Origin of the sequence: Puia dinghuensis, assembly GCF_014642875.1 — a bacterium.
Classification (GTDB): domain Bacteria; phylum Bacteroidota; class Bacteroidia; order Chitinophagales; family Chitinophagaceae; genus Puia; species Puia dinghuensis.
In genome coordinates this window covers 831,972-858,596 of sequence record NZ_BMJC01000005.1, presented here as the reverse complement: position 1 = coordinate 858,596, position 26,625 = coordinate 831,972, and the positions used below count along the sequence as shown (strand labels likewise).

The 26,625-nt window shown below is 46.7% G+C and carries 22 protein-coding genes; 17 read left to right on the top strand and 5 right to left on the bottom strand.

Going from position 1 to position 26,625, the window contains the following annotated elements:
• Window positions 1-180 precede the first annotated feature (180 nt).
• Together IEY39_RS25200 and IEY39_RS25195 are read right to left on the bottom strand one after the other, a co-directional pair.
• Window positions 181-567, bottom strand: a complete 387-nt coding sequence (locus IEY39_RS25200) for a hypothetical protein (protein ID WP_188936860.1) — start codon at window positions 565-567, stop codon at window positions 181-183.
• Window positions 554-1,297 carry a hypothetical protein gene (locus IEY39_RS25195; protein ID WP_188936858.1) on the bottom strand — a complete coding sequence of 248 codons (744 nt, stop codon included), beginning with the start codon at window positions 1,295-1,297 and terminating at the stop codon, window positions 554-556. Before IEY39_RS25195 ends, IEY39_RS25200 begins: the two co-directional genes overlap by 14 nt.
• A 123-nt stretch (window positions 1,298-1,420) precedes the next feature.
• Here IEY39_RS25195 and IEY39_RS25190 point away from each other — a divergent pair, with 123 nt between their 5' ends.
• From IEY39_RS25190 to IEY39_RS25145, 10 genes are all read left to right on the top strand, one after another.
• On the top strand, window positions 1,421-2,752 hold the full coding sequence (locus IEY39_RS25190) for a hypothetical protein (protein WP_188936856.1): 1,332 nt from the start codon (window positions 1,421-1,423) through the stop codon (window positions 2,750-2,752).
• A complete protein-coding gene (locus tag IEY39_RS25185) occupies window positions 2,725-3,381 on the top strand; it encodes a condensin complex protein MksE (protein WP_188936854.1) in 657 nt (218 codons plus the stop codon). Before IEY39_RS25190 ends, IEY39_RS25185 begins: the two co-directional genes overlap by 28 nt.
• The gene (locus IEY39_RS25180) at window positions 3,378-6,623 is read left to right on the top strand and encodes an ATP-binding protein (RefSeq protein WP_188936852.1); all 3,246 of its coding nucleotides are present in this window, start codon (window positions 3,378-3,380) and stop codon (window positions 6,621-6,623) included. Before IEY39_RS25185 ends, IEY39_RS25180 begins: the two co-directional genes overlap by 4 nt.
• Window positions 6,620-7,582 carry a Wadjet anti-phage system protein JetD domain-containing protein gene (locus IEY39_RS25175; RefSeq protein ID WP_188936850.1) on the top strand — a complete coding sequence of 321 codons (963 nt, stop codon included), beginning with the start codon at window positions 6,620-6,622 and terminating at the stop codon, window positions 7,580-7,582. The genes IEY39_RS25180 and IEY39_RS25175 overlap by 4 nt, the downstream gene beginning before the upstream one ends.
• A 104-nt stretch (window positions 7,583-7,686) precedes the next feature.
• The gene (locus IEY39_RS25170; RefSeq protein WP_188936848.1) at window positions 7,687-8,127 is read left to right on the top strand and encodes a hypothetical protein; all 441 of its coding nucleotides are present in this window, start codon (window positions 7,687-7,689) and stop codon (window positions 8,125-8,127) included.
• Between the two features lie 10 nt (window positions 8,128-8,137).
• Entirely contained in the window at window positions 8,138-8,533 is a 396-nt protein-coding gene (gene hxsD, locus IEY39_RS25165; RefSeq protein ID WP_188936846.1) for a His-Xaa-Ser system protein HxsD, read from the top strand.
• Window positions 8,523-9,080 carry a class I SAM-dependent methyltransferase gene (locus tag IEY39_RS25160; RefSeq protein ID WP_188936844.1) on the top strand — a complete coding sequence of 186 codons (558 nt, stop codon included), beginning with the start codon at window positions 8,523-8,525 and terminating at the stop codon, window positions 9,078-9,080. Before hxsD ends, IEY39_RS25160 begins: the two co-directional genes overlap by 11 nt.
• Window positions 9,073-10,572 carry a His-Xaa-Ser system radical SAM maturase HxsB gene (gene hxsB, locus IEY39_RS25155; RefSeq protein ID WP_188936843.1) on the top strand — a complete coding sequence of 500 codons (1,500 nt, stop codon included), beginning with the start codon at window positions 9,073-9,075 and terminating at the stop codon, window positions 10,570-10,572. The genes IEY39_RS25160 and hxsB overlap by 8 nt, the downstream gene beginning before the upstream one ends.
• A 1-nt stretch (window position 10,573) precedes the next feature.
• A complete protein-coding gene (gene hxsC / locus IEY39_RS25150; protein WP_188936841.1) occupies window positions 10,574-11,710 on the top strand; it encodes a His-Xaa-Ser system radical SAM maturase HxsC in 1,137 nt (378 codons plus the stop codon).
• Between the two features lie 80 nt (window positions 11,711-11,790).
• Window positions 11,791-13,779 (top strand): DUF262 domain-containing protein, encoded by a 1,989-nt coding sequence (locus IEY39_RS25145; protein WP_188936839.1) that lies wholly within the window; start codon window positions 11,791-11,793, stop codon window positions 13,777-13,779.
• 201 nt (window positions 13,780-13,980) lie between these two features.
• On the opposite strand, the gene IEY39_RS25140 is transcribed toward IEY39_RS25145, so the two are convergent.
• Window positions 13,981-15,066, bottom strand: coding sequence for a lipid A deacylase LpxR family protein (locus IEY39_RS25140; protein WP_188936837.1), 1,086 nt, complete (start codon window positions 15,064-15,066; stop codon window positions 13,981-13,983).
• Between the two features lie 117 nt (window positions 15,067-15,183).
• The gene (locus IEY39_RS25135) at window positions 15,184-15,789 is read right to left on the bottom strand and encodes a TetR/AcrR family transcriptional regulator (RefSeq protein ID WP_188936835.1); all 606 of its coding nucleotides are present in this window, start codon (window positions 15,787-15,789) and stop codon (window positions 15,184-15,186) included.
• A 227-nt stretch (window positions 15,790-16,016) separates the two neighbouring features.
• Between IEY39_RS25135 and IEY39_RS25130 the strand changes: the two genes are divergently transcribed.
• The 4 genes from IEY39_RS25130 to IEY39_RS25115 all read left to right on the top strand — a co-directional run bounded on the left by IEY39_RS25130 (window position 16,017) and on the right by IEY39_RS25115 (window position 18,434).
• A complete protein-coding gene (locus IEY39_RS25130; protein WP_188936833.1) occupies window positions 16,017-16,631 on the top strand; it encodes an SMI1/KNR4 family protein in 615 nt (204 codons plus the stop codon).
• Window positions 16,632-16,850: 219 nt separating this feature from the next.
• Window positions 16,851-17,258 carry a hypothetical protein gene (locus IEY39_RS25125; RefSeq protein WP_188936832.1) on the top strand — a complete coding sequence of 136 codons (408 nt, stop codon included), beginning with the start codon at window positions 16,851-16,853 and terminating at the stop codon, window positions 17,256-17,258.
• Window positions 17,259-17,333: 75 nt separating this feature from the next.
• Window positions 17,334-17,903: a hypothetical protein gene (locus IEY39_RS25120; protein ID WP_188936830.1), complete on the top strand. Its 570-nt coding sequence runs from the start codon at window positions 17,334-17,336 to the stop codon at window positions 17,901-17,903.
• A gap of 252 nt (window positions 17,904-18,155) precedes the next feature.
• A complete protein-coding gene (locus IEY39_RS25115; RefSeq protein ID WP_188936828.1) occupies window positions 18,156-18,434 on the top strand; it encodes a hypothetical protein in 279 nt (92 codons plus the stop codon).
• 148 nt (window positions 18,435-18,582) lie between these two features.
• Here the strand turns inward: IEY39_RS25115 and IEY39_RS25110 are convergent, their stop codons facing one another.
• A complete protein-coding gene (locus IEY39_RS25110; RefSeq protein ID WP_188936826.1) occupies window positions 18,583-19,599 on the bottom strand; it encodes a hypothetical protein in 1,017 nt (338 codons plus the stop codon).
• A 132-nt stretch (window positions 19,600-19,731) separates the two neighbouring features.
• Between IEY39_RS25110 and IEY39_RS25105 the strand changes: the two genes are divergently transcribed.
• The 3 genes from IEY39_RS25105 to IEY39_RS25095 all read left to right on the top strand — a co-directional run bounded on the left by IEY39_RS25105 (window position 19,732) and on the right by IEY39_RS25095 (window position 26,614).
• A complete protein-coding gene (locus tag IEY39_RS25105; protein WP_188936824.1) occupies window positions 19,732-20,958 on the top strand; it encodes a DUF6786 family protein in 1,227 nt (408 codons plus the stop codon).
• A 228-nt stretch (window positions 20,959-21,186) separates the two neighbouring features.
• Window positions 21,187-22,749, top strand: coding sequence for a hypothetical protein (locus IEY39_RS25100; RefSeq protein ID WP_188936822.1), 1,563 nt, complete (start codon window positions 21,187-21,189; stop codon window positions 22,747-22,749).
• A 40-nt stretch (window positions 22,750-22,789) separates the two neighbouring features.
• Entirely contained in the window at window positions 22,790-26,614 is a 3,825-nt protein-coding gene (locus IEY39_RS25095) for an RHS repeat domain-containing protein (RefSeq protein WP_188936820.1), read from the top strand.
• Window positions 26,615-26,625: the final 11 nt, after the last annotated feature.

Below are 26,625 nucleotides of genomic sequence, written 5' to 3'. Positions count from 1 at the left end.
AGCCCCTCATGGCCGATGGTACTGCACCACAATGCGGGAGAGTAGGTAGCTGCCATATTCATTGAAAGCCTCATCGAAAGATGGGGCTTTTTTATTTGACCTGGCTGGGTAAGAGGCTACCTCTTGGCTTGGCATGCTCAATAAAGGAATGAAAAATTGAATTCAAACTACAGTGAAATCTTAAACCGCTACTTTCCCAGAAGAAACTGCTTGGGAGAGCGATCGTAGATGATCTTGAAATGTTTGTGCCTGGGGATCTACATTCCCCAAAAACACCTTGTAAAGCTCGCCGATAACGGCAATACTTGCAGTTACTGCAAGGACGTGCGAAGAAGAATGCGAGAAGAAAACATTTATTTCTGAAACAACCTGCTGGGAAAGATAGTTATTGAAATCCTCTCTTGCAACGCCATAAGCAGCCAACGCCTCCTCCAAGGTAAAATCCCCATCGGCAACGGCTTGCCTTACGACAAAACATTTCCTCTCCAATTGGGATACGTTGCTGTCTGCCATTAATTCTTCGCCAATATGGGCTTCCTCTTTTAATATGGATTTATCCAATTGCATTGCTAACGAAGTTACTAAATTCCACCGGATTTGTCAAGTCCACTGCACCATGCCAGGCGCTTTTCCGTAAAATAGGTTCCATAAAGGACAATTCAGCCCATTTATACATCGGAAATGCCTGTCCTCCAATGTTTTTAGCGTAATAATTGTCAAATACCCTTTTTGCCAATATGTATTGTGCTTGTGGCAATTCCACTTGCGCCCGGGCTAAGATTTTCTCCACTTCCATGGGATCCACAGCCATGAAATACTGAGTGGCCCAAACGTACCCGCCATCCTCTAAGGCCGCGAATACAAGGATCTTTTTTACACCCATATTTACGTATTGTTGAAAAAGCGCCGTTAAAATTTTTTTTGAGATGCCCTTTCTCCGGGCCATCCGGGGCAATCTAAAGAATTCATGACTGACCACAGGGCCGGCGCTATCCAGCGTAAATGTCCGGACCAAAACAAGGCCGGTGTCCTCATTACCGTAATCCTCTGAAAAGAACTGGATCTCGACTTTCAGCGGATTGTCTTCAAGAATAATTCTTTTGTACTTCGTGGCACTTGTGGCTGGAGACAAAATGGTATCAATGGACTTCACCGCCGCAAAAAGATCCAGGTTTGGGAAATGAGTATTAAGGAAGTCATCGACCGGCATCGAACTACCTGAAAAAACAAATCCCAAGGCTTCGATGCCCTTAATCTCAACAGAAGTTACGGTATGCGCCTGAGCCGAAAATATCATAGGTAAGAGTGCAAAATACTAAATTTTCAACTACAGCCTCAACAGCCATTAAAGTGGTTAAAAGGTAGGGGGAAATGTTTATATTATTAGTTATATTTATTATAGAGAATAAACCTGATCCCGGTGTCGCAACATTTCTTTGATTTTCTGGACGAAGTACAAAAGCCTGGCAATTTTAACGCATTATTTCCCGATGAAAGGACCATGCGCCTCCTTTTGTGGCTTTATGCAAAAGTATCGACAGGGGCTTTTCCCAGAGGAAAATTCAAAGAGTCGGATATCTATAACGCTTACCAGGAGACCAACAAATCCGGAATCAATAGCCGGCTTCCCCAGGAATACATTAACTCTACCATCGGTAATCTCCACGAGTATTTTCTATTGTATAACGAGCAGGAACAGGTATATACCTTCAGGGATTACGGCAGGAATGTTTGCAGAAATGCGGAAGTAGCCCTGATCGGAAGCTTCAACCCTACGAATATCGAGATCATCTGCGGAGAATTATTGAGGGACCTGAAGCAGGTGGATAGTAAGTCGCTGCTGCTGCAATGGCTGGAACTCAAATTTGATGTGTTTGAGCCCAAAATGAGCAACCAGGTAGACGCCCTGGACCGGAAGATCAATGTGGCCGTGGCCGAGATCCGGGAATCTGCCCAGTTGCAGCAGGGAGATGTCTTGGTGACCTTAAAAAAGGTGGATACCTATCTGGAAAAGATAAGAGGGTATAATAAGGAGCTCAGGTCCGCATTTTCCGCCTTGAAGGATATTGACGCTGAACTAGGAAAGCATATCGTGGAAGCCGACGAAACCAGCATACTGGACAAGCTATACCGGGTACAAGAGTTTTTCCCGGAGGTCCGGTACCGGCTCGACCTGATCGATCGCCGCCTGGACAAGTTGCAGCCGAGATTAAGACAGTTTTTTGGCGCGTTGAATAAACCGCTGTTCAATACACGGGTGGAAAGTTTTCTTCGATTTCTATTATCCTCTTCCACTATTCAGACAGAAGGGGTCAAAAAGATCCTGCAATTTCCTGCCGGCATCCCACCTCTTCGTATCTACCAGCCGACGTCTAAATTTACCATCGTCGAGAAAAAGGAAGATCTGTTTCCGGCCATATCACGAAAAAGACAGATCTATGAAGAAAGTCCGGAGAAGAGAAAATTAGCCTATGCGGCATTGAATAAAAAAGTCCTCCAGCAGGACACTATTGAAACATGGATTCAGCGCATCCTGAAAGACAGTAAAAATGAAGGGGGCATCGACTATGCTGGCTATTTTATGGAGATGGTCGACTTGCAAGACGGAAACATCGACCTGGCTGCCCGGGTGACTCATCGGCTTTTGAAAATTGCCTCCATTGGACAGGACATCCGGATCGTTATTGACAAAGACAAACCAATCACACACAAAAATATCACCATATGGACAACGAAAATCATACACCTATAGGGTATGCCGATTTTTTGCAATCACCGGAAGCCGTGAGCCTTTTTGGCGAACTGGATTTTAAGTTAAAGGACGGTTTTCATTTTTCAAAAGTGGAGGGCCAATATGATTTTTTCCGGTTTATCGAAAAACATGAAGAAAGCCTGCTGCTATATTATCAACGCTATTTTGAGGTTCCCCTGCAACAGGGCGGAGAGGGAGATGAGAAATATTATCATTTGGAATTTACCGGCCTGACCCGGGGAGCGATAGACGTCGACCACCGGTATTTCTTAAAGAATGAATATATTATCATAGGGTTGCTGTTGTATAAGGTGATTTTTATTGACAAAAACATTGAACTGTCCTCCATCCGGAAATTTCAGGAGGCAATCAAAAGAGATTATGAAGAATTAAGACCCGATCTCTATCGGTTGTTGGCTAAAGCTAAAAAAGAAACCCCGTCACAATTCAGCGATGAAAGGCTGGATGAATTGATTCTCTACGCTTTTAAAGAATTCGAGAAGATAGGTTGGGTAAAGCTCGATTCGGACGATTTCCAGCTGTTCCCCGCCTTTCAGCGGCTTAACAAGGTTTTTGGAGAGTATATCAACACTATCGATGACATAATAAAAAATTGGTCTAAAGAATGAAACAATATCCACGCATCTCCCGGCTTTCCACCGTGGGGTTAAGACAACACCAGGGATTCGATTATGAATTTCATCCCTTCCGGACGGATTTTATCGGCGAGAGTGGCTGTGGTAAAAGCATGATCGCAGACCTACTGCAACTAATCTTTGTCGGTTCCGAACAGTTTGTCTCTGCGACAGAGGCGCTGGGCGGCAAACGGCTGCCCGATGGTATGGTGCTGAAAAGCAGGGACAAACGGGGGACGGAGATTGGCTATGCCTTCTTGACGATAGAAGTGGCTGCTGAACAGTATATCGTTCTAGGCACCTATATCGAATCCGCTGCTAAAACGACTACGGCCTTTGTCATCCAGGGCGGCTATGATGAGGAGGAAATGACCCCTTTGCCCCAAAAGCTTTCTTTTCAAGACCTGTTAAAGGAGGATCGTATACTTCCTCTCGATGAGCTAAAGCCCTATCTCCATAATAAGGGCCTGTATTTTCAATCCTGGTTTCAAAAGAAGGGGTATTATAAATTCCTTTACCGGCATAGATTGCTTTCCCTTGACCTTTCCGTCGGCAATAAGATCGTAAGGGACTACGCGCAGATCATACAATCCTTTTCCCGAGGGAAATCCCTTGATACCCAGAAAGGGGAAGCCCTAAAGCAATTCCTGTTTGGCGACGAGAAGGCAAAAGACCTGTTGGCCATGTATCATGTTGCCGTAAAGGAGATGCAGACCGCTTTTCATGAGTATGGGGAAAATGTCAGGGAAATTGAGATAATTAGCCGCAAGCAAAAGGCTCTTGTGAAGCTTCTGCAACTGGACGAGGAGATGAAAAGTAAGCTGACGGACTGGCTGTATACAAAGTGTATGTACGCTTATCAGCAGGAACTTATTATCCGTAACAATCTCAAAGAGGCCGTAAAGGAGACCTTGTCGGCCTATCATGCCTTGCTCACTCTGAAAAAGCTAATCGACACGGAATACGACAAACAAACCGATAAACAGTTCTATTTTGCAGAGAATGAAACAAAATATAGAAATGCGCATGAACACATCCTCCCCTTTTATTCCCGGGTTAAAAAAGTATCCCGATGGCTGGCGGAAATGCAGCTTGTACCAAATGAGTTAACAGAGAGATATATCCGACAAAGACTTCTTTCAAGACTAAAGAAAGCTTATCTAAAAGTGAGCCAGCGCCTGAAAAGCGAGGGATTATCCGAATATTTTGAGACTATCCGGGAAGACCGGGGCAGGAACGAATGGATGGTTTTTCTGGATCATGAGAAGGAGTCGAAGACGTCGGCACTGGAGGAAAAGAAGTCTTACCGGCAGTTTGCGGATATCACTGATAAGAGGTCGATGGGCTTCTGGGCGTTACAACAACAACGGGCCCTGACGTTGGAGGAAGAGAGTATGGTCATACGCTTCAAAACACTGTCTACGGTCAAGCCGACCCAAATAACCAGCGGATCCAAGTATTTTCTTAATCCAAACGATTTTTTGGAAAAAGCAAGCATCGTAGATCCGGATGAGAACGGATTCTGGCTCCACCTCAACGGCTTGAGAGAATATATTCCCTTTGTTAACGAACGGCTGTTTACGGCAGACAAGATCGGGACCATCTCTCAATTTTTTCAGAACTGGACGAAAGACCTGGAAAAGGATATACGGAAACTGGAAAACGAGATCGGTCAGGTATACGGGATGAGGACTGTCATCGTAGAAGAAAGTGACTTTTCCGATTTCAACGCGGCTATAAGCCAAAAAGAAGACGTGCTGAAGTATACAGAGGGCGATCTGAGCAGGACGCCAGAGGAAGAATTTAAGCAGTCCATGGATGCATATGACGACCGGGATAAGATTGAACGGGAGTACACGGAAGCGAAGAATCATCTGGATGAATGGACACGGGAAAAGCTGGTTTGCGAGAGGTATTTAAAGGCAATAGATGGTTTTCAAAAGAGTATAAAAGGGGTGGTCGATTCCAACAGTTGGATAAACCTGACGGTCGAGGTTCGGACTGCTCTACTACCAGATGAAATACAAATGTTGGAAGACGATCATCAACTGCTAAAGTATATTACGGAGGAAATGCAAAGGTCTTCCGATAAGGAATTGTACATCGGCAGGAAAATCGAGGAGTATAAGGGAAAGATGCGCACCCGGGATGTTCCTGACCTGTATTCTAAATGGAAGAGCATAACAGAATCGAAGGAAAGTGCCTGGAAGAGCTACCAGGACGAACTGGGTCGCTATCCTATCGAGCCGGAACCTCAAGCATCGGTCTTCCCGGATGGGGCAGTACAGAAAGTAGCCTATGACCATTCTAAGAAAACTTTTGAGGGCTCTTATATCGACACCGTCAATGAATTTCTAGCTAACGACTCCTATAAATTTGTAGACATTTTCGACTGTAAAGAATTGGGGCATGCCCTGCTGCCCAAAGCCTTCCATGGAAAAGCAGCTTCGGATGATCTTATTGAGGCAATCAACCATTATCTTAATAAAATAAATGACAACAATCGGGAATTGAATAAGCGGAAATTACAGCGGATTCGGGATCTCTTGGACGAGGTCAATACGGAAGTAGGGCAAAGGTTAATGATGGCCAAACGCATCGATCTGTTTTTAAAAGACAAAGAAATTACCGGGGGGCATAAAGTCAAGCTACGGGTCGAGCAGTCGAAAGAATACCCCAAGGAATGGATCGATGATTTCCAAACCAGGCTGGACAATGATGTTAATAGCCTCATAAGTGAGGAGGTGGCAAAAGGGATAAGTTTGGAGGAAAAAATGATCGCTGCTTTTCGGGCCTGCACCAGCACTGCCGCTGCTAACCCTAAAATAGAAAAGCTTTTGGATCCAAACGCCTACCTGGAGGTCTCTTTTTCCATGGAGTCTAACAATGGTCAGGTGAATAAGGGAAGCACTGGTCAGAGCTATGCCGGAATTGCTCTGCTTTGCATTGCACGGCTTTCCATCATTGGTGCCCGGGACGAGCGGAAAAACCCACCCAGCATTCGGTTTATGCCTATAGACGAAGCGGAAGGCCTGGGAAGCAACTATGATCTGCTCTATAGCATTGCAAAGGAGAACGACTACCAGATCATATCCTTATCGATCAATCCCTTGGGTAAATTCCAGGACGGGGAGCAATATATTTACATGCTGCAAAAAAACACGGAGACAGAAGAGGCGGTCAACTATCAGCCTTTTCCCATTTTTTGCGAAGGCGATAAGGAAAACGAATCATGAATAACAAAAAGCTGGAATGGCGCCATCTCAGGGGCTTGCATGAGCTATACGCCGACGGACGGACAACCCTAAAAATATTCGACAACGCCTTTATACGGAGCGTGCAAAAGGATCTTCGACTCATCGGCTATAAAACAGGCAGCGAGCGGATAATAGTTGCAAAAGCTGGATATAAAGCATATTATGAACAATATTTCCAGGCTTCGTTTGAGACGTATCGCCAGTTTATTGATGAAAACCAATTAGACTGGGACGGACGTCAGAGTTTCGACGAGTATGATCTACAAACTTTTCAGTTCATTGTTGCCAATAAAAAGGATATCGAGACCAGGCTAACCACCATACGACATTTTTCAAGCGTGTTTTTTAAAGAGAAAGGCTCTAAATATCTGGAAATGCACCCCGGCGTCACCCGGATCGTGTACAAGTTGCTAGAGATTAACGCCTTTCCAGATCAGGATCCTAAAAACCATCAATGGCGGTTTGTCGTAGATCACCTGAACCCTGAAGTTATTGTATTATGCGAAAATCTGGCTAATCTGAAACGGCCGCTGGTCGCCCAACGAAATCGGTTGGAGCTGTGGTATGTCGGCGGAAACAATATTGGCATCGTGGAACAGATAAGCCGGGAAAAACTGTTCGTTCCTGTTTATTATAGCTGTGACTGGGATCTTGCTGGCCTGCAGATCTATACAAGGTTAAGGAATATACTAGCCCGAAAGGGTTGTTCCCTTTATTTATTGGAGCCAGTCGATAAAAGCGCGATGATGGATACCCGCTCTCCTAATCATTCCAGCGAATGGCGGCAGGATGAACCGTATTCGGGTTTGGATACAACCCAATTTACATCGAAACAATTGTCACTGATAAAAGAGTTGATTGAGAAGAGAAAATGGATCGAGGAAGAATCCCAGGATCTGATAAAAGCGCTGGCTTATTTAGATATACCGAAGATATAATCTAACCTTATATTTTTTAATCATTTGTGAGCTTTGCAGCTCAACATGGAATTTATGTTTCGTCTTTTTGGGGCAGTCGCCATAGGGTATAATGGTGCTTGAACATGGTGAAAACACCCTTTTTAAGCGATTCGACGATTATTGTGTTGCAAAGCAAAATAAATAACACTATTTTTCAGTTTATACCCCCTGGTCGCAGTCAAAATCATTCTAACTTAAATTGCAGCCAAATGGAATCTCGTAAACCGACTTCTAGCTTAACAAAGAAGGTTACGCTCATTTTAAGCGCCGCGTTAGCTTCGCTTTCAATCAACAAAGCAGCTACTCCTCAGCCCTCCATCGCAGGTAACGATGACAAGGCTATCAATTTTGAGGAAAATGCAGGTCGCCCAAAACCGATGCCTGTTCTGAAGCTCAATCTTCAGAATCTTAATGACAGCAGGCTGGTCGCTCAACATGCTTCTCATAGCTCTCACAGTTCGCATAGTTCTCACTCGTCCCATAGCTCGCATTCCTCTCATAGTTCGGGCGGCATGTTCGCATAATTCTCTCCTTATGGAAAAAAAGAATCTTATCCGAAACGGAGAGATTGTTGTGTATGTTGACGCTTCCCTCTTTTCCAGGGATGTTGTTATCAAGTCTCTTTATTGGTATGGGGATAAATTCCACACCCAAGTTTCTGCTGAAATGAATGCCTATGTGGTTGTGCTAAAGCCAATGGCAAATGCTGCTATAAAAGAGGAAGACCTTGGTTATTATCTTCAAAAGTTTGAACGCGATATCGTCGATTTTTCCCTTAGGGAGGTAGTCAATAAGGAGACGACGAACATTCGGGAACTATTGGTTGCCAAGGCTTTTTCTAACGGTGAGTTTGATGAGGCCCCGCCGGGAAATGTATCCGACGCTGTCGGATTCGACCCGATGTCAATTCCAATCAACGATGCACGCTAGGCATGTTTACGATCCTGATTTCACCAATTGCTCTTCCGGGTTGAAGAAGATTTTGACCGATAGCAACAGAATCTTTGACGGGTGTTGTATCGATATACCGTGTGGTACCGGAAGAAATACTTTCTTACTTGCTTCTTATTTTAAAAAGGTTATCGGCGTCGACATTAATGAGACCTATTTGAATATTTTGAAAGACAGCTACTTTGCCTATTCGGGTCTGGTGGGTTCCATATCGACTCAAAGAATGGATATAACGGTTGAGATGCCTGGTAATATCAAACAGGCGGATCTGATATCAACAATTCATTATTATAGTTTTTCGTTTGCAAGCAAAGTAATCAGTGAAATGAGGCCTGGGGCCTTCTTTTATATGGAATCGCCTTCCTGCGCTGGAGAAAATTTTCGGGAACTGCCAAATGCTAAAGAGGTGGAGTTCTTACTTAAAGGAATGGAGGTCTTACTGCTAAAGACCAACATTTGTGGGGCAACGACTCAAAATATAAAGAGCGTTTCATTCAAATTTCTATTAAAGAAATCCAATGGCTGAAGCAGACGTTATTACCAAAAACAGGAAATTCAAGGAACTGGGGTTTTACGACAACCAGGAGAATAATGTCTATTTTCTACTCCCAATGAGGTTTGCCCGTCTAAACCAGGAAAAGGAGGTGTTGGTTAATGAAGTAGGAGATCACCTGGTAGTTCGCGAAGGTACTTTTCAGAAGATAGTCCAAAGGGAACTTAATAAAGAAGATGACCCGGATTTGTTTGGTGATCTGGTCGCCAACCACTTTATTTCAGAATCTCGTATTCCTCCCCTGATCGACGTCCTGGCCACCCGATACCGGACTAAAAAGGCCTTTCTGAATAACTTCACGATGTTACACATCTTTGTTATGTCCCTACGATGTGAACATACTTGCCACTACTGCCAGGTATCGAGAGTAACACAGGATAAGGACAAATTTGACATGTCAAGGGATCATATTGACAAAGGGATCGACATGATGTTGCAATCGCCTAGCCCGCATGTTACCATGGAATTCCAGGGCGGAGAGGCTTTATTGGCGTTTGACAATATAAAATATGCGGTTGAACGCGTACATCTGTTGGCCGGCCTACGGAATAAATCGGTGACGTTCGTCATTTGTACTAACCTGGCACTTGTCAACGAGGAAATCCTATTGTATTGCAAAGAGCATGAGATACTTATTTCTTCCTCACTTGACGGACCCGCTTTTATCCATAACTCCAACCGGACGAGACCGGGAAGGAACAGTTATGAATTGGCAATTAAAGGAATCGAACTATCTAAGCGCATTTTGGGGCCCTCCAGGGTATCGGCGCTGATGACTACCACGAATCTTTCCTTGGATTATCCAATCGAGATAGTAGAGGAGTATTACAAGCAAGGTTTTCGGAATATGTTCCTGCGACCCATATCCCCATATGGGTTTGCGGTGCGGAACGAGCGAAAGAATAAGTACGAGACAGATCGCTTCCTCGAATTCTATAAAAAAGCATTAGGCAGAATCTTGGAATATAACCTGGCAGGAGAATTTTTCACCGAGGACTACGCGACTATAATTTTGAGAAAGATGCTTACCCCATTTCCTGTTGGATATGTTGACCTGAATTCACCGACCGGATGCATTACGAACGTTATTGCCTTCAATTATGATGGATCCATTTTTGCCAGTGATGAGAGCAGGATGCTTGCTGAGATGAAAGATTTTACCTTTCAACTGGGACATTTAGATACGCATAGTTATGAGGAGGTTTTTTATAGCAAAAGAGCTTTGGAAATAGTCAGTACGGGCATCAACGAAAGCTTACCGGGGTGCTCAGACTGCGCTTTTCAACCCTATTGTGGAGCCGATCCGATTCAAAATCACGCGACACAAGGAGACATGTACGGTTACCGGCCGACCAGCAGTTTTTGTCAGAAGAATATGGAAATCATCCGATACCTGATCGAGTTGATGGACAAGGACAAGGCTATTGCAAAAATATTTGAAAGTTGGGTCAAATCACGGTCATAATATGCTATTACGGACAAGAGGAATTTCGATAAATATTGAGGAGCCGGTTGTCGGCAGGATAACGCGGAATGCTGGTTATACCGGCGATAATTCTATTCTCATCTGCGAAAACGGGCTGCCTTCTTCCAGGATTGAAAAATTCGCGTGCGTTCTCACTAACCAGGAATCGACTGATTGGCAGGGAGACCATCCTGTCGTATTTAAAGTCCCTTCATTTGAGCATTTAAATGAAGGTGATCTTGTTGTTGTAAGCCAGGATGGAAATATAAAGACATTGTACCGGATCAACTCCTTTCATAATACCCTGCTGGCGACAGAGAGGTGCAACAGCAATTGCCTGATGTGCTCGCAGCCGCCGCGGGACAGAAATGATACACACAGACTGTATGGTATTTACGAAAAGATGATCCCGATGATCCCAAAGGATTGTTTTGAACTGATGATTTCCGGTGGCGAACCGACGTTGATGGGGGAGCTTTTTTTTCAACTGTTGCAACTTATTAAGGATCAATTGCCTGAGACAGAGGTACATGTTCTGACCAATGGTCGATCGTTCGCGTGGAATAACCTTGCCGAGAAGCTCTCTGATCTTGAATATAACCGGCTGATGCTTGGGATTCCAGTGTATGCGGATTATTACCAAATGCACGATTACATTGTTCAAGCAAAGGATGCTTTTAATCAGACGATCCTAGGTATTCATAATCTCGCAAGATATGATCAGCGTATAGAGATAAGGGTGGTTCTGCATCAACAATCTATCCCCCGACTTACCAGGCTGTCAAGGTATATTTATAAAAATATGCCTTTTGTGGAGCATATAACTTTTATGGGATTGGAGTATATTGGCTATACACCCTATAATATTGATAAACTTTGGATCGATCCGCATGATTATATGGATGAGTTGGGCGAAGCCGTGGAATTCCTTTCTGGCCAGGGCATGAATGTTTCCATTTACAATAGTCAGCTTTGTGTTCTGCCTGAGGCCTTGTGGAAATATGCAAAGAAGTCTATATCAGATTGGAAGCAAAGTTATTTGCCGGAATGCGAGAGATGCAATAAACTTAGTGATTGTGGAGGATTGTTTACATGGAATTTGAAAAAACATAGTGAACATATTCGACCATTTGCGTAATGCCGTCCTTTAGAACTGGCAAAGGAAAGGAATGGCTCTTTCTCATGGATAGTTCCAAATTAACTCGAAAACATTCAGTTATGGCAGATAATAGATTGCTTTCATTGACGGAAATATTCAATCAGAAATTTTTCCGGATTCCAGATTTTCAACGAGGCTATTCCTGGGAGGAAACACAGCTCGAAGATTTTTGGGATGATATTATAAACTTAAAAACCGGTAAGGTTCATTATACTGGTCTCTTAACCGTTGAACCTATTTGTAGAAAGGACATTGAAAGGATCGAGAAGTGGGAAGACGATTTATGGTTATTGGAAAAAGGATTTTCCGCATACTATATTATCGATGGTCAACAGCGACTTACTACATCTATAATTTTTATAAATGAGCTATTAAAGTGTTTTGAACCTGATGAAGGAATAAACTTCGGCACAAAAGAGGCCTGGACCAGCCGATTTCTTTACGAAAAGTTCGGGGAAAACTACAAATCATACATTTTCGGATATGAGAAAGATAACCCTAGTGACGAATATTTTAAGACGAAGATATTAGAACAAAAGTCGTCTTCCTCAGATAAATTTCCGGAGGTAACCCTTTATACAGCTAACTTGAAATTTGCAAAAGACTATTTTGAAAGCAAATTTAAAGACATTAGCAATGCCGATCGGGAAGAAATATTTAAACGCGTTGTAAATAAACTAAAATTTAATTTTTATGAAATTGACGAGGAATTGGATATCTACATTACATTTGAAACAATGAACAATAGAGGAAAGCCTCTTTCAAACCTGGAGTTATTAAAAAATAGATTGATTTATCTGTCCACCCTTCTTGATGATGACGTTGAAAATAGAAACAGACTGAGAAAAGATATTAACGAAACATGGAAAACTATTTATGAGTATTTGGGTAAAAATAAAAACAACACGTTAGACGATGATGAATTTCTCTATAATCATTGGATTATGTACTTCAAATATGAAAGAGGCGAATCGCAAGCTTATGCAAAATATTTGCTACATGAAAAGTTCACAGCTCAGAATATTATAACTAAACAGTTGAGATTTTCTGAAATAAAAATTTATATCGATAGCCTGGGAGAGTGTGTTAAGAACTGGTTTTATCTTTTCAACCCTGAACTTTCAAAGTATACAGATGAGACAAAAGAATGGATTCAAAAGTTGAACCGATTGCGTATGAGAGCTTTTCCTCCCTTATTGATGGCTGCTATGACAAAAGGGACAATAGAACTTAAACTATTAAACCTCTTTAAAGCGGCAGAACAGTTTGTTTTCCTTGTTTTTGAACTTACCCAAAGACCATCCAACACAAAGAACAATTATTTCTACAGGCTTGCTAATAGCTATTATTTTTCTTTTAACGGACTAAATGAAGAAGAAATAGATACTGATTATGTTGTGAAAGAAATTGAAATGATGGCGCAAGGAGAAGAAGGTGAAGGTGAGAATTACATTTATCATGGCTGGTTTGACCTAGAAAAGTTTTTCAATCACATTCGTGAATTATCCGAAAAGGAAGAGGGGTATTATTCGTGGAGTGGCTTGCGATATTTCCTTTATGAATATGAGTTGGATTTGCAAAGGAAGGCAAATAATAACCAAAAGGTAAGTTGGGTAGATTTTAACAAACGGAAGAAGGAGGATACCATAGAACACATATACCCGAGAACACCCAACGACGAGTGCTGGAAAGAGAGCTTTGGAGACTTTGATAAGAAGCAGCGCAAGCATCTTTTGCATAGCTTGGGAAATCTGGTTTTATTGGCTCAATCAAAAAATTCGGAGTTGCAAAATAAGTGTTTCGAGTTTAAGCGGAGGCATTTAAATGCGAAAGGAGATGAGGTTGGGTATTTTAATGGGTCTTATAGTGAGATTGAGGTAGCCTCTTATAATAAATGGACTGCGAACGAAATTATTTCTAGAGGTAAAAGGATGATGGGGTTTATGGAAGAACGGTGGCGCTTTAGTAGTAGTTGTACGGTTGAGGAGTGGGGAATAACGAGAGATGCTTTATTGAATGTTGATTTTTTGTTGGCAGATAAAGGATGAGTGAGGCACAGTGAGGTGGTGCGATTTACGCGGACACGACTTTCTCTTGGGTTAAAAAATGGCGGATATGGCGGATATTTGGCGGATATGCCTCAAACTCTCCCAACCCCAGGAATCAAAATTTTTTCCCGTGCCGAACAGAGAAGTTAAGCCCCTCATGGCCGATGGAACTGCACCACAATGGCGCGGACAAGAGCCGTCTCACCAGCTGTAGTACAGCGTAACGTTCCCATAGGTATGATCATACAAACCTTTCAGATACCTGGTGATTGAGGTTTGGGTGGAAGAGATCGTAAAATGGTTTATAACAAGCGCCGGTCCGAAAGTGAAACTATATAAAACAGGGTTGAGGAGATGATAGGTTTCCACCTGGGTGCTTTTGCCGGTCTTGACAACCATGGATGGTTTGGAAGAAAACAGTCCGCCTTCAAACAGCGCGTTTGTCAGCTGATATTGCATCTCGGGTTTGAAGATGAAATAGAATTGCACCTTCTTTCTCGACCCTATGCTGCTGTATTGTTTCAGGAATCCCTTGAAGTAGGGGGTCATTTTGCCGATGCGGATCAAAGAATATATCGCTGCGGCATTCATTCCCGTGCCCGCGACCACCTGGCCGCCGCCGATGACTTCGACCAGCCCCTGAAAACCCAGGAGTTGTTTTTCCGCAGTGAGGCTGACGTCCACGTAGGGGCTGTTTCCAAATTGATTATCCCAACCCATCGGGCGCCGGTAGTGTATCATCCGGTGAACGTAGTCCTGGGTTTCTCCTGCCAGCGCCGCTGGTCCAAGTATCCCCATGTCCAGCTCGGTTTGGAGGTCGTATTTTTTTTGCTCATTGTAAGAGTAGAGGGTATGGGTGGCGAAGAGGGCGCCCGACCAGGGATAGTCGTTCGGTTGAAAATCCGCCCGGGAGATATTATCGGGTGTGATCATGATCTGCATCATCCCCCAGCCGAATACATTGACGCTGCTGTCCCCTGCTTTTGGCATGGCCCGGTCTAAGAAAAAATGAGAAGGCTTGTTCTCTTTGTAAAAGACTTCCAGGCGGGTGCCAGCGCTATAGGCCCGGTCGGTACCACGGCCGGAGAAATTGAAGTAATCGTCATCGAAAAAGAACCTGAACAATTCGGTTGGTTCCTTTGCTTTGAGCGTGGGGATCGTTGCGTTTGTGGATTGCTGCGCGTTCGTGGATCGTTGTGCGTTTGTTGATTGCTGTGCGTTGGCGTTAGTACTGGTGAGGATCTGCAGTGAGAGCAGAAGGATCGAAAGGCGTAAAAAATGTTTCATAAACCATGCTTTTATTCTTAAGATTTGTTCTAATGATTTGATAATCAGCTATTGTTAAACTATTCATCTATCAACCGTTTGATTCAACCAAATGGTTGATATGAGGGCAAAAAAAATTTAAACGCTTTTCAGGTACACGATCAGCATATCGCTCACAAATTCCTTCCGCTGCTGCAAAAACTGCGACCAGCTGCCCTGGCAGATATCGCCCGTTTTCCGGATCATGGGTCCCCCGATAAAGGGAAATACAATACTGCTTATCAAGGACACGTACAAATGGGACAAGTCGGCTTTCCGGATCTTTCCTTTTTCCATTCCTTCCTTCAAGTGCTGGAAGAACTTCGATTTAAGGATACATTCATCGGACTGGACCATCTTTAGATATTCGTCCGGGTTCTGATGCATCTCATTAATAAGGAACATGGGGAGATCGGGATTCTTGTTGATAAAATCGACGTAATATCCACACAGCTTCCTTATCGAATCTTCCCAGGGCCCATCCTCGTTGAGAATTGAATACAGGCCCGAGGTAAATTCCTGGAGAGAGGACCGGAAAACATCCAGAAAGAGCTTTTCCTTGTTGCGGAAGTAATAATGCAGCATAGATTTGTTGATCCCTGCTTCATCGGCGATCTCCTGCATCCTTGCCCCGGCAAGGCCTTTTTTCTGGAAGATCTTTATTGCCGCCCGAAAGATCACTGATTCTGTACACTTGTCATCCATTTGGTTCAACCGTTTGGTTGATACAAATATACTACCCTTTTCGATTTCGCCAAAAATATTTTCGCATTCTTTTAAGGAGATATATAACGATTTGAACCCGAGCATGATAAATGCGAGGCTCCATCCGACCACACTGCACCACAATGCGGGAGAGTAGGTAACGAGGGAGATAGATTCCTAGTCGAATTGATTGAGTATTTTACATTTGGGATTACAATAGGGTAAGTATGATAGTTGAATTATGTGAGCAGTTGCTCCTTGAGCTGCAAAAATCGAAGTCTCCAGTCCTGGCGTACTTGCAGCCGGGAATTTCCAAAAGCGATGTAGACAACAGCCTAAAATTGGCGGATATTGACGTTTCTCTTCCAAAAGAAGTGTACTCTCTATATGAATGGAAAAATGGAATCAATGACGAGGATTCCGAATCGACACCTATCGGAGAACTACGTCTTTTTAAATTAGGAGTTTTTGTCTCGCTTAACCTGGCTATCGACGACTATCTTGGACTAGCTATTCGAAAAAGTTATTGGTCGAAAGGTCTGTTCCCATTGTTTGGGAGTGGCGGCGGTGACTATTATCTAATCGACACTCAAAAGCGATCCGTCACTCGTGGTATGATTATGTACTATTCGCCCTCAAATCCGTATTTTCAAGGTACTGCTTCTATTTTTGATTCATTAGATTCGTGCCTGAGTTCCATTATAGAATGCTACAGGGTAAAGGCTTATTATTTTAACCCTGATTCACCATATCTTGAGATAGAAGGAAAATTGGAAATGGCTATTTGGAGAAAGCACAATCCGAAGTCGGAGTATTATAGAATATTGGACAAGTTTAAGTAATGATATCAAAGCATACCTTGAAAAAAATGCTTAAAGCACTGTTTTATTCTTGCTCATCGTCGTATTCAATAGCTGTGAACATGTCCCTTCCGCAGTACATATTGACTCATGGATCCCGATCAACGACGCCAACGCCTTTTCCTCCTCGATCTGGCTCAGCCGGGTGATCGCGCCCGGCCTCGCATGGCTATTGAGGAATGAAATAAAAAATAGTTGTAAATGAAATATTGTCTACTAGTTGTTGCCGCCCTGGTAGGGTGTGGGGGTAAATCGGCAGTATCTTCGAGGATTATCCACCAGTTGGTTTTTGATCTTGAGTATAGTAGTTGTGTAATAATCGGTGGAGTCGGGATTACCGGCAAGGATAATCCGGCGGCTGACGCTTACAAAACGCTTTTGCGAATCGCTCCTGATTCGGTATGGGTTCGCCTGTCTTATAGCGAAAAACCGGTTGTCAGGATGTACGCCTTTGAAGCATTGCTTTCTAAAAAGAGTCCGGATCTGGAACGAGTGAAAAACAGGTTGAAAAAGGACACGGCTACGGTTTGCGAGATCTTTGGTGACGTATCGATGACTTCCTCGATCGGCGAACTTGTTTCATTGGCGAACCACAATGCGGGAGAGTAGGTAGCTGCCATATTCATTGAAAGCCTCATCGAAAGATGGGGCTTTTTTTATTTCTATAAACCCTATCTTCAGAGCATGAACCCCATCCAACGAACCGCCTGCTTCTTCCTTTGGCTCCTTATCCCCGGCTGCACCATATATTCTCAAAACCCCAGCAGCTGCTTGTTGCCCCTGTACAAAAGCGAAAAGGACTGCTACAATAACATCCGCAAGGAGAAAGCAGAGTATAAGAGCATCGTCGATCTCAGCCAGAAGCTTAAACCGGCAGTGATCAGAAAAATAAGGGAGACAGACCCATTTATGAACCTCTGCGGCACCGCAGACTATACCTTTCTGGAAGGGGTCGATCCGGCTGGCCCAGCCATAATCGGCCTGGTCTGGTCGGGCAACTCGTATTGGGAATATCTTCAACTCGTGAATAATCCAGCGCCCATCGACCAGGGGCTTTTCGTTCGGCAGAGGACCTTCAGCCAGTTAAATGCAGAAGAGAAGGCCATCGTCACCCATCTCAATGATTGGACCGATTCGATGTTCAAAAGTACCGACCATTCCATCCGTAACGATGTTACACCACTATTCTATATAATGACGACGGTGCCACATGGGCCGGGAAAAAAGGCAAAGAGTATTGCATTTTGCTATTAGATATGATAGGTTGATACAAAGCCTTTTATATGCGCGCAAGTTTTGGGACCAGAAATGCTAAAAATAATAGTTGTTAGTAACTAAAAAATTTAGTAAATTCGTTGTCCGTCCATAATCGTTCGAAACCCGCGCCTGAAAAGGATTAACAGGCCGAAAAAAAGGGTAGGAATGACTCAAAAAAAGGGAATAAGTGGCAGGAAAAATGGGATGATATGGACGTAGTTATAGTTAATTTAAATCTTTTCTTTGTGTATGAGCCGTGATCCTCGCTATAGGTCCATCAGATCAATGGTCAATGATGGAGCCATCAAGTCGCTGAATGAGATATTCAACCATATTCCCAAGTCGACCGTTGCCGCGGATTGCGGAAAAAAGGTGACCCGGTTTACTTTCCTGATGGAGAACGTTGAGGAGTTCAAGATGCGGGAGCTGTTCAAGATCGGCGCACTGTGCGATCTTACCGTTTCGCAGACGCTCGAGCTGGCAAAGGAACAATACCTTAAGAATAATTCGGAAAAGTTGAAGCCATAGACTGTGTCCTGATTACCAACCATAGCCGATTGCCTATCCTGCGACCGGGTGGCGCCGCGAAGACCTGGCGGCCACCCTGGTCAGGACCCGAAATAACCTTCGCACCAACCGTCTCTTCGTCCAGGGACGGTTTTTTTTATACGATTGCTTAACGTTGGGCGGATAGGTGGTTGATGCGCTGTTCGAGCCGGTCGAGCCTTGCTTTCAGCGCTTTCGCTTCCTTGCTTTGACGTTCGAGCTGTTGGTCCTGGTCCTGGATGGTCTTGTCCTGTTGGATGATATAGAGCGTAAGCTCCTCGATCTTCTTCAGGAGAGCCGTCTGGGTGGCGCCAAGATCGAGGCCGGTGTTGGCCATCTCGGCAGCGGTGGGCATCCCGGGAAGATGCTGGTGGGTGCGGATGTAGGCGTCGACGCTGTCAAGAGAGGGAAGGCGATAATCTTTCCTGAATACATAGTCCGGCCAGTCGGGATAGAGCTTCACCACGGCGCGGGTGAAGATGGCCTGGCCGTTCACCGCCAACTGGTAGCCCTGCGTGTTGGAAGTGGCGATGCCGACGTTGCCCTTGTTGTCGAGCCGCAGACCCGATGTAGCCGCGGCCCACGGTGCAATGATGAATCCATTACCGGTGGTCTGGTTGGCCGTGCCGTAAGCGATGCCGGCATCTCCACTGAGCGTAATGCCATTCCAGGAACCTTGGCCCATGGAAGGGCCATGGATATTGACGAACCCGGAAGACCCGCCATACGAAGAACCGTCATGGGAAAGCCAGATGCCATCATTGGCCGAATTAGTGTAGACACTGAATTTGGACATGTTGCTGGGACTGCCCATGGGGAGGCCGACGACGGTAGTGCCATTCAGCCCGATGCCCGTGGCCATGAGATTGATGAGATCGATGTTGCCCCCGCCCACCTTTTGGATAGTAATGGCTTTGGAGATGTTGTTATCTACTACGATGGACGCGCCATAGATAAAATTATCCGTGCGGGTGAGATTCAGATCGTTGCCGAGGTGGGTGCCGCCATTGACTGTCAACAGCCAGTCGGGCGTAGTGGTGCCGATGCCGATGTTGCCGGAAGAAGGCCAGGGATAGGTGTTCTGAGCGGAGAGCGTGCCGCTTGCCAATACCAGCAGCAGCGAACAGGAGAGTATAAGATTTCGCATATGATCCAGGTTTAATGGAACTTCTAAAATATCATATTCCCTGGTTTATCCGACATTTATGCATAAGCGTGTAAAACCCCCTGTTGTGCGTGTCGTTTGCGGCCGTTTCCGTTTTTTCCTACCTTCATTGGTATGAATACCCGATTGTTTGCCGCCACATCCTGCATCATTATGCTTGCATCTTCCTGCAATAATGGATCACAGCCCGCTGCCACGCCAGCCGCCGCTTCGGTCGAAGCGTCGCCCGGCAGCTTTGCCTATGATCTTTCCTTCCTGCAACACCACGACAGTGTGATCGTGCTGGGTACCGGCGAAGCTCGCGTCGTCGTCTCGCCGAAATACCAGGGAAAAGTTTTCACCTCTACTGCAGCTGGTGACAGTGGGACCAGTTTTGGCTGGATACATTACAAGGCTTTTGAAGGACCTGCCGATCCGCATATGAATGCCTATGGCGGTGAGAACCGGCTCTGGCTGGGACCAGAAGGCGGAAAGTTCTCGCTTTTCTTTCTGCCGGGCGCGAAGATGGAGTTTGCCAATTGGAAGACACCTGCGGCCTTTGACACGGAAGCCTGGACGGTGGCGGGGCGCGATGAGCGTTCGGTTCGATTGAAGAAGACTATGACGCTTATCAACTATGCAGGGACGACTTTGTCCATCGGCATCGAGCGGAGCGTGACGCTGCTCGATCGCGCCAAAATCGATAGTATGCTTTCCCTTACCGCGGATGCTGATGTGAAAGCCGTCGGCTACCGCACCGTCAATACCCTCACCAATACCGGCGATAAAGCCTGGACGGAAACCACCGGCATGCCCTGTATGTGGCTGCTGGATATGTTCAATCCATCACCTGCCACGACCATCGTCATTCCATATAGCGGAGATACGTCAAAACCCGCTACCACAGATTATTTCGGTGAGATCTCCGCCGATCGAATCAAATACCAGGACAATATCCTCTTCTTCAAGGCCGATGGCAAAAGCCGCGGCAAACTGGGAATCCATCCGCAGCGAGCAAAGCCCGTAGCTGGCAGCTATGACCCGCAGCATCATGTGCTGACCATTACGTTGTTCAACGTGGACGGCAACGCCCGCTATCTCAACCAGGAATGGAATACCGTCAAGCCGCCCTTCAGCGGAGATGCGGTGAATGCGTACAATGACGGCCCCCTCGCTGACGGCAGCCAGATGGGGCCCTTTTATGAGTTAGAAAGCGTTTCGCCCGCGGCTTTACTTGGCCCGGGGCAGTCGCTGACGCATTGGCACAGCGTGTTCCATTTTGTGGGGTCGGAGGCGGGACTGGATATGATCTGTCGCAAGGTGCTGGGAGTGTCGATCACGAAAATAAAAGGCGTCTTTTAGACAAGATATCAATTTCTTAACACACGCACGTCCGTCACTAAACTCAACACACTCGTTTAAATTTTCAACACACCTGTACATTTCGGTGCAACGCATCCGAACGGCCTCTGCCAGTCGCGACGGTATCACGATTTGGAGACAGCGAAAAATCCTCTATTTTCATTCTACCGATTTGATCCTACCCTGAGGAATAACGTTTTTATCCACACGTAAAACCGACCTAACCGTATGATGAATGCCTGCGTAAAAGGCGGGTCTTTCCCGTCGTCCATGCTGAAAAGAGTGGTTGCCTGTCTTGGGCTCTTGGTATTCTTCTGTCACATATCCTCCTATGGACAGTCATCGACCCCGACTGAATCAATCTCCCCAAGAGGGTCAGCCCCCACAGCCTATCTCGATGCGGTGGACCGCAAGACCCACCGGATAGATGAAGACCTGGATAAAACCACCCGGCAGTACCTGCAACGCCTGGCCAGGGAAGAAGACAAGCTCAATAAACAATTGCAAAAAAAGGATTCTGCCGCCGCGCGCCGGATCTTTGCCGGCTCACAAGCCGGCTATCAGCAGCTTCAACAAAGCCTGCAGCAGCGCACGGGACAACTGGATAAATTGCGCAATGTCTACAGCGGGCACCTGGATTCCATGAAGACAGCGCTCAGCTTCCTGCAGCAGCCCAACCAGGAATTATCCGCCAAGGTAAAAGATGCCGTGGCGGGTGTAGACCAGTTGCAAGGCAGGCTCAACCAGGCAGAAGAAGTCAAAAAGTTCCTGGCGCAGCGGCAGGCCTATCTCCAGCAGCAGCTGCAAAAATTCGGGATGACGGCGCAGCTCGACCAGTTTAAAAGAACAGCTTATTACTACAAGGCCCAGGTAGCCGAATACAAAAAGACATTCGAAGACCCCGCAAAGATAGAGGCAAAGACAATGGAAGCCCTTTCCAACCTCCCGGCCTTCAGGGATTTCTTCGCCAAAAATTCGCAGCTGGGAAGTTTGTTCCGCCTGCCGGGCAGCGGTACTCCTACAGCAGGGGGCGCCGCCATTCCGGGGTTGCCCACCGCCGATGATCTCAACAAAGAGCTTACCCAGCGCTTTGGCTCGGTGCCCGATCTGCAGCAGGTGGCACAGCAAGCTACCGGCGGCGGCGATGCTTCACAGTTGACTCAGCTGAAGGACAAGTTCAGCCAGACCACCGACCTCGGCGGCACAGGCGGCCTCACCGGCGGTCTTGGCGGCAGCGGCACCGGCAGTAGCGGCGGCATCAGTGGAGATGGCGCAGGCGGCAGCGACAAGGATATGCCGAACTTCAAACCCAATGGGCAAAAGACGAAAAAATTCGGGCAACGGCTGGAATACGGCATCAATGCGCAAACGACCCAGAGCAATTCCTTCTTCCCGGCAACCACCGCCTTCGGCCTGTCGGTAGGCTATAAGCTCAATGACAAAAGCGTGGTGGGCATCGGCGCCAGCTATAGAATGGGCTGGGGACGGGATATCCATCATATCGCCATCAGCGAACAGGGCGCGGGGTTCAGAAGCTACCTGGACTGGAAGCTGAAAGGCAGCTTCTGGGTCAGCGGCGGGGCCGAACTGAATTACCAACCCTTGGTCAGCACCCTCTCTGCGTTGAGCAGCTACAACGCCTGGCAGAAGAGCGCCTTGCTGGGGCTGAGCAAGAAATACAAGGCCGGCAGGAAACTCAACGGCAATGTACAGCTGCTCTACGACTTCCTGTACCGTCAGCATGTGCCGGCGACGCAACCCTGGGTGTTCAGGGTAGGCTATTCTTTTTAATCAGATCATCCTTTTTCCAAAAAGCAATTACCTGGTGAATATGACAATCGCTACTCTCTACCGATCGCTCTTGGTTTGCGCGGTATACACGATCTTCCTGGCTTCTGCCAGTGCACAAACGAGCTCTGACCAGATAGCCCTGCCTCAGCCCATCCCACCTTCCCCCACCGCCGCCGCCCTGGGGAAATACGGGGATATCCCGGTGAGCAAGTATACCGGTGTCCCGGATATCACTGTTCCGCTTTGGCAAATAACGGAGGGAGACATCCATGTGCCTATTTCCTTGTCTTATCATGCCACCGGGCTGAAAGTGGAAGAGCAGGCCAGTTGGGTAGGACTGGGCTGGAGCCTGAATGCCGGCGGCGTGATCACGCGGGCGGTAAGAGGCAAGCCGGATGAATTTGGCTATTTGTTCAATGGACAAGGCGTCTCCAACCAGGAGAACGCCATTCCAGCCCTGCTGCTCGACCCGGTCGATCTGGGGCCGAATGCAGCGATATGTGATGTGGCGGCCGCCTGTCAGTTTGCGAAGAACGTCACCGACGGCTCTTATGACTCCGAGCCGGACCTTTATTATTATAATTTCAACGGACATTCCGGCAAATTCGTTCTCGACCAGAATGGGAATGCCTATACCATCCCCTTCGAGAATATCAGGATACAGGCGACTTTGGGTACCTCCGGGATCACCGCATGGACAGTCACAATGGCCGACGGCACCCAGTATACGTTTGGCGGCAGCGGGGCTGTCGATAACACTATGGTCAGCAATCTGGTATTCGGCGCGTATGCGGGGAATGAGAAGGACGGGAGTGGATCGACCCACCAGCCGCCCTATAATTCCTCCTGGTATCTGAGCACAATACAATCTCCTACCGGTCACCAGGTGTCCTTCACCTATGCGAGCGAAAATTTCGTGAACCAATCCGGACAAACCCAATGTCTCGAATGGGATATGTCGACGGCTACCGCATTCGACCCTGCCGGCCTCATGTCGGTAAGCGGCGCCAGGATATTCACCTACGGATACAGGCTGGCGCATATCTCTTTCTCCAACGGGAGCATAGACTTTATTGCAACCAAGGTGAGGGCCGACATGGGCGATGCCAACGACGCCAATAGTGGTCCTACGGCTGCTATGGCCCTGGAAAAGATAGTGATCAATAATTCCGGCGGACCCATCCGGAATTTCATATTCAACACGGATTATTTTGTTTGCCCTGATGTCGGTGCGGCTTACCTGATGCAACGGCTCCGGTTGAACTCCGTCACCGAACAGAGCGGGGATGGCACGATCAGCAAGCCGCCGTATACCTTCACCTATGACAATACCCACCCCATCCCTTCCAAACTGTCCAGCAGCCAGGACCATTGGGGGTATTATAACGGCAAGGTGAATGTCGACGCAGGCAATAATCCGACGCTGGTGCCGTATTTCCAAAGCCAGCAGATCTTTGTCATCACCCAACGCTATTTTGCGTATCCCGTTACTCCCGGGTCCACCACTCCGTTATCGATCACGTGGTACAACGGCGGCCTGGCGAACCTGCTCTATGCCGGCGCCGACCGCACGCCGGACTTCAATTATGCCAAGACGGCCATGTTGACCCAGATCAACTATCCAACAGGTGGCTATACTGCTTTTGAATATGAGGCCCACGATTACGACCTGAAGTCCGGAAATTATGTCACCAACCCCGACGGATCGGTGAAGTACAACGGCACCCTCGGGGGCATCCGGATACGAACGATCAGCGATTACAGTAATTTGTCGTCTCCGGTGATCCATCGGTATGTCTACAAGATGATGGAGAATTCCAAGCTCTCCTCCGGCACTATCCTTGACCTCCCGCTGTACTTTGACGCAGGTTGGAAACAAACTGCCATTTACAACTCCGGCGATATCTTTTATGATAAGACCGCAGGATTGTATCTTCCTCACTTCCTGGTTAATATTATAACGAAGACCATGCAATTGACCTCCGGGTCGAAGTATGAGTTGGGGGCCACCAATGGCAGCCTCGTCGGATACAAGGAAGTACAGGAACAATTTTGTACCGACAACACCTGTTCCGTCCTGCCGATGGGATACAAACTCTACCGGTATACTTCCCCCGATGACTATGCGGATGTCAATAGCAGCCAGGCGTACGGTTATTGTTTTCTTGGAGATGGAGCAGCCCCCTGCACCGCGTCGACTACTGCCTGGAATCAAAGTACTTGGGGATTTCGATGGACTGCGGCAGCCGATATCACCCCTACTAACCATGCTTACCCCTATCCGCCCGCGTCCAACCTCGATTGGAAGCGGGGACTGCTCACCAGCGAGGAGTACTATGATGCGACCAACAACACCGTGCCGAGGAAGAAAGTGGAATGCTTCTATAATCCTGTCACTGATGGCAACAACAGAAAGGTTATTTCAGGTTTGAAGATCGTCCATTACTTCACAGGCCGGCCGCAGGACATGTATTTTGGCCGGTATGATGTCGTTGCTGGCTGGAACTATAAAGCAACGGACAAGGTAACAGAGACGGACGCCAATGGCAACCAGATCGTGACCACGACCAATTACTTTTACGACAACCCCTCGACGGCCCTGCTCACCCGAACGGAAGTGCTCAACAGCAAGGGGGAGACGCTAAGGACTGCTTACCAGTATCCTCCTGATAATGCTTCCACGTCCCCTTATGACGCCATGGTTGCCCGCCACCAGATCGACCCCATCATCCAGCAAACGAGCACCAATCTCACGACCAATACTTTCCTGGAACAACTGAATAACAATTACTTCAATTGGGGTAACAATATTATTGAGCCGCAAACGGTAACCACGAGCAATATTGCCAATACTACGCCTCAAACCCGGCTGCACTATTACGCTTATGACAACCTGGGGAGTGTACAGGATGTGTCCAAACAGGACGGCTATCACATGAGTTACATCTATGATTATGCCAAAGACTATCCCGTTGCCAAGGTAACCAATGCTTCCCCGGCTGATATTGCGTATTGCTCCTTCGAGGCCGATGGCACCGGCGGCTGGGGTATTGCCAGCACGGCGGGATATGTCGCCGACCCTACTTCGCCCACCGGCAATAATGCTTATAACATGGGAAGCGACATCCGCATCGCCAAAACCGGCCTGACCAGTACCACCTCCTATATCGTTTCCTACTGGATGAAGAACAGTACCGGCCCCCTGGGAGTAACGGATGGCACCAACTACCTCAGCTCGAACAGTGTTTCGCAGGGGCCCACGATCAATGGCTGGACGTATTACCAGCATACGATCACGGGTACAACTACTATCCAATTCGTCGGCACCAGCCTCATCGATGAGCTGCGGCTTTACCCTGCCGGCGCACAGATGACGACTTATACCTATAATCCCTTTATCGGGATGACCAGCAGCTGCGACGTGAACAACAAGGTCACCTACTATTCATACGACGCACTGGGCCGCCTCATCGAGGTGAGGGATAAGGACCACAACATCGTCAGGCACATCTGCTACAACTATACGGGTCAGCCGCAAAGCTGCCCGATGGCCGTCAACCTGAATGTTCAATACAATGAGTGTAATACCACGTTTGTGGTCAACCTCACCAATGTATCGACGGGTGTGCTGTATACCTATAATATCCCTGCGATCGTCACTACTGCCGGGATGTCCCTCGGCCAGATACCGGTAGGGGTGTATAACGTGGACATCCACGCTACCGGCGGAGCGGGGAATACGGTGCAGCATGCGATCTATTTTGATAAGTATGCTACTTACCAATTCCCGGTCACGATGACGCTGAGTAATATCACGATCATGCAGAACACACTGAACATTGCCTTTAACGAAGACAACGACTAAAAAATAATTGC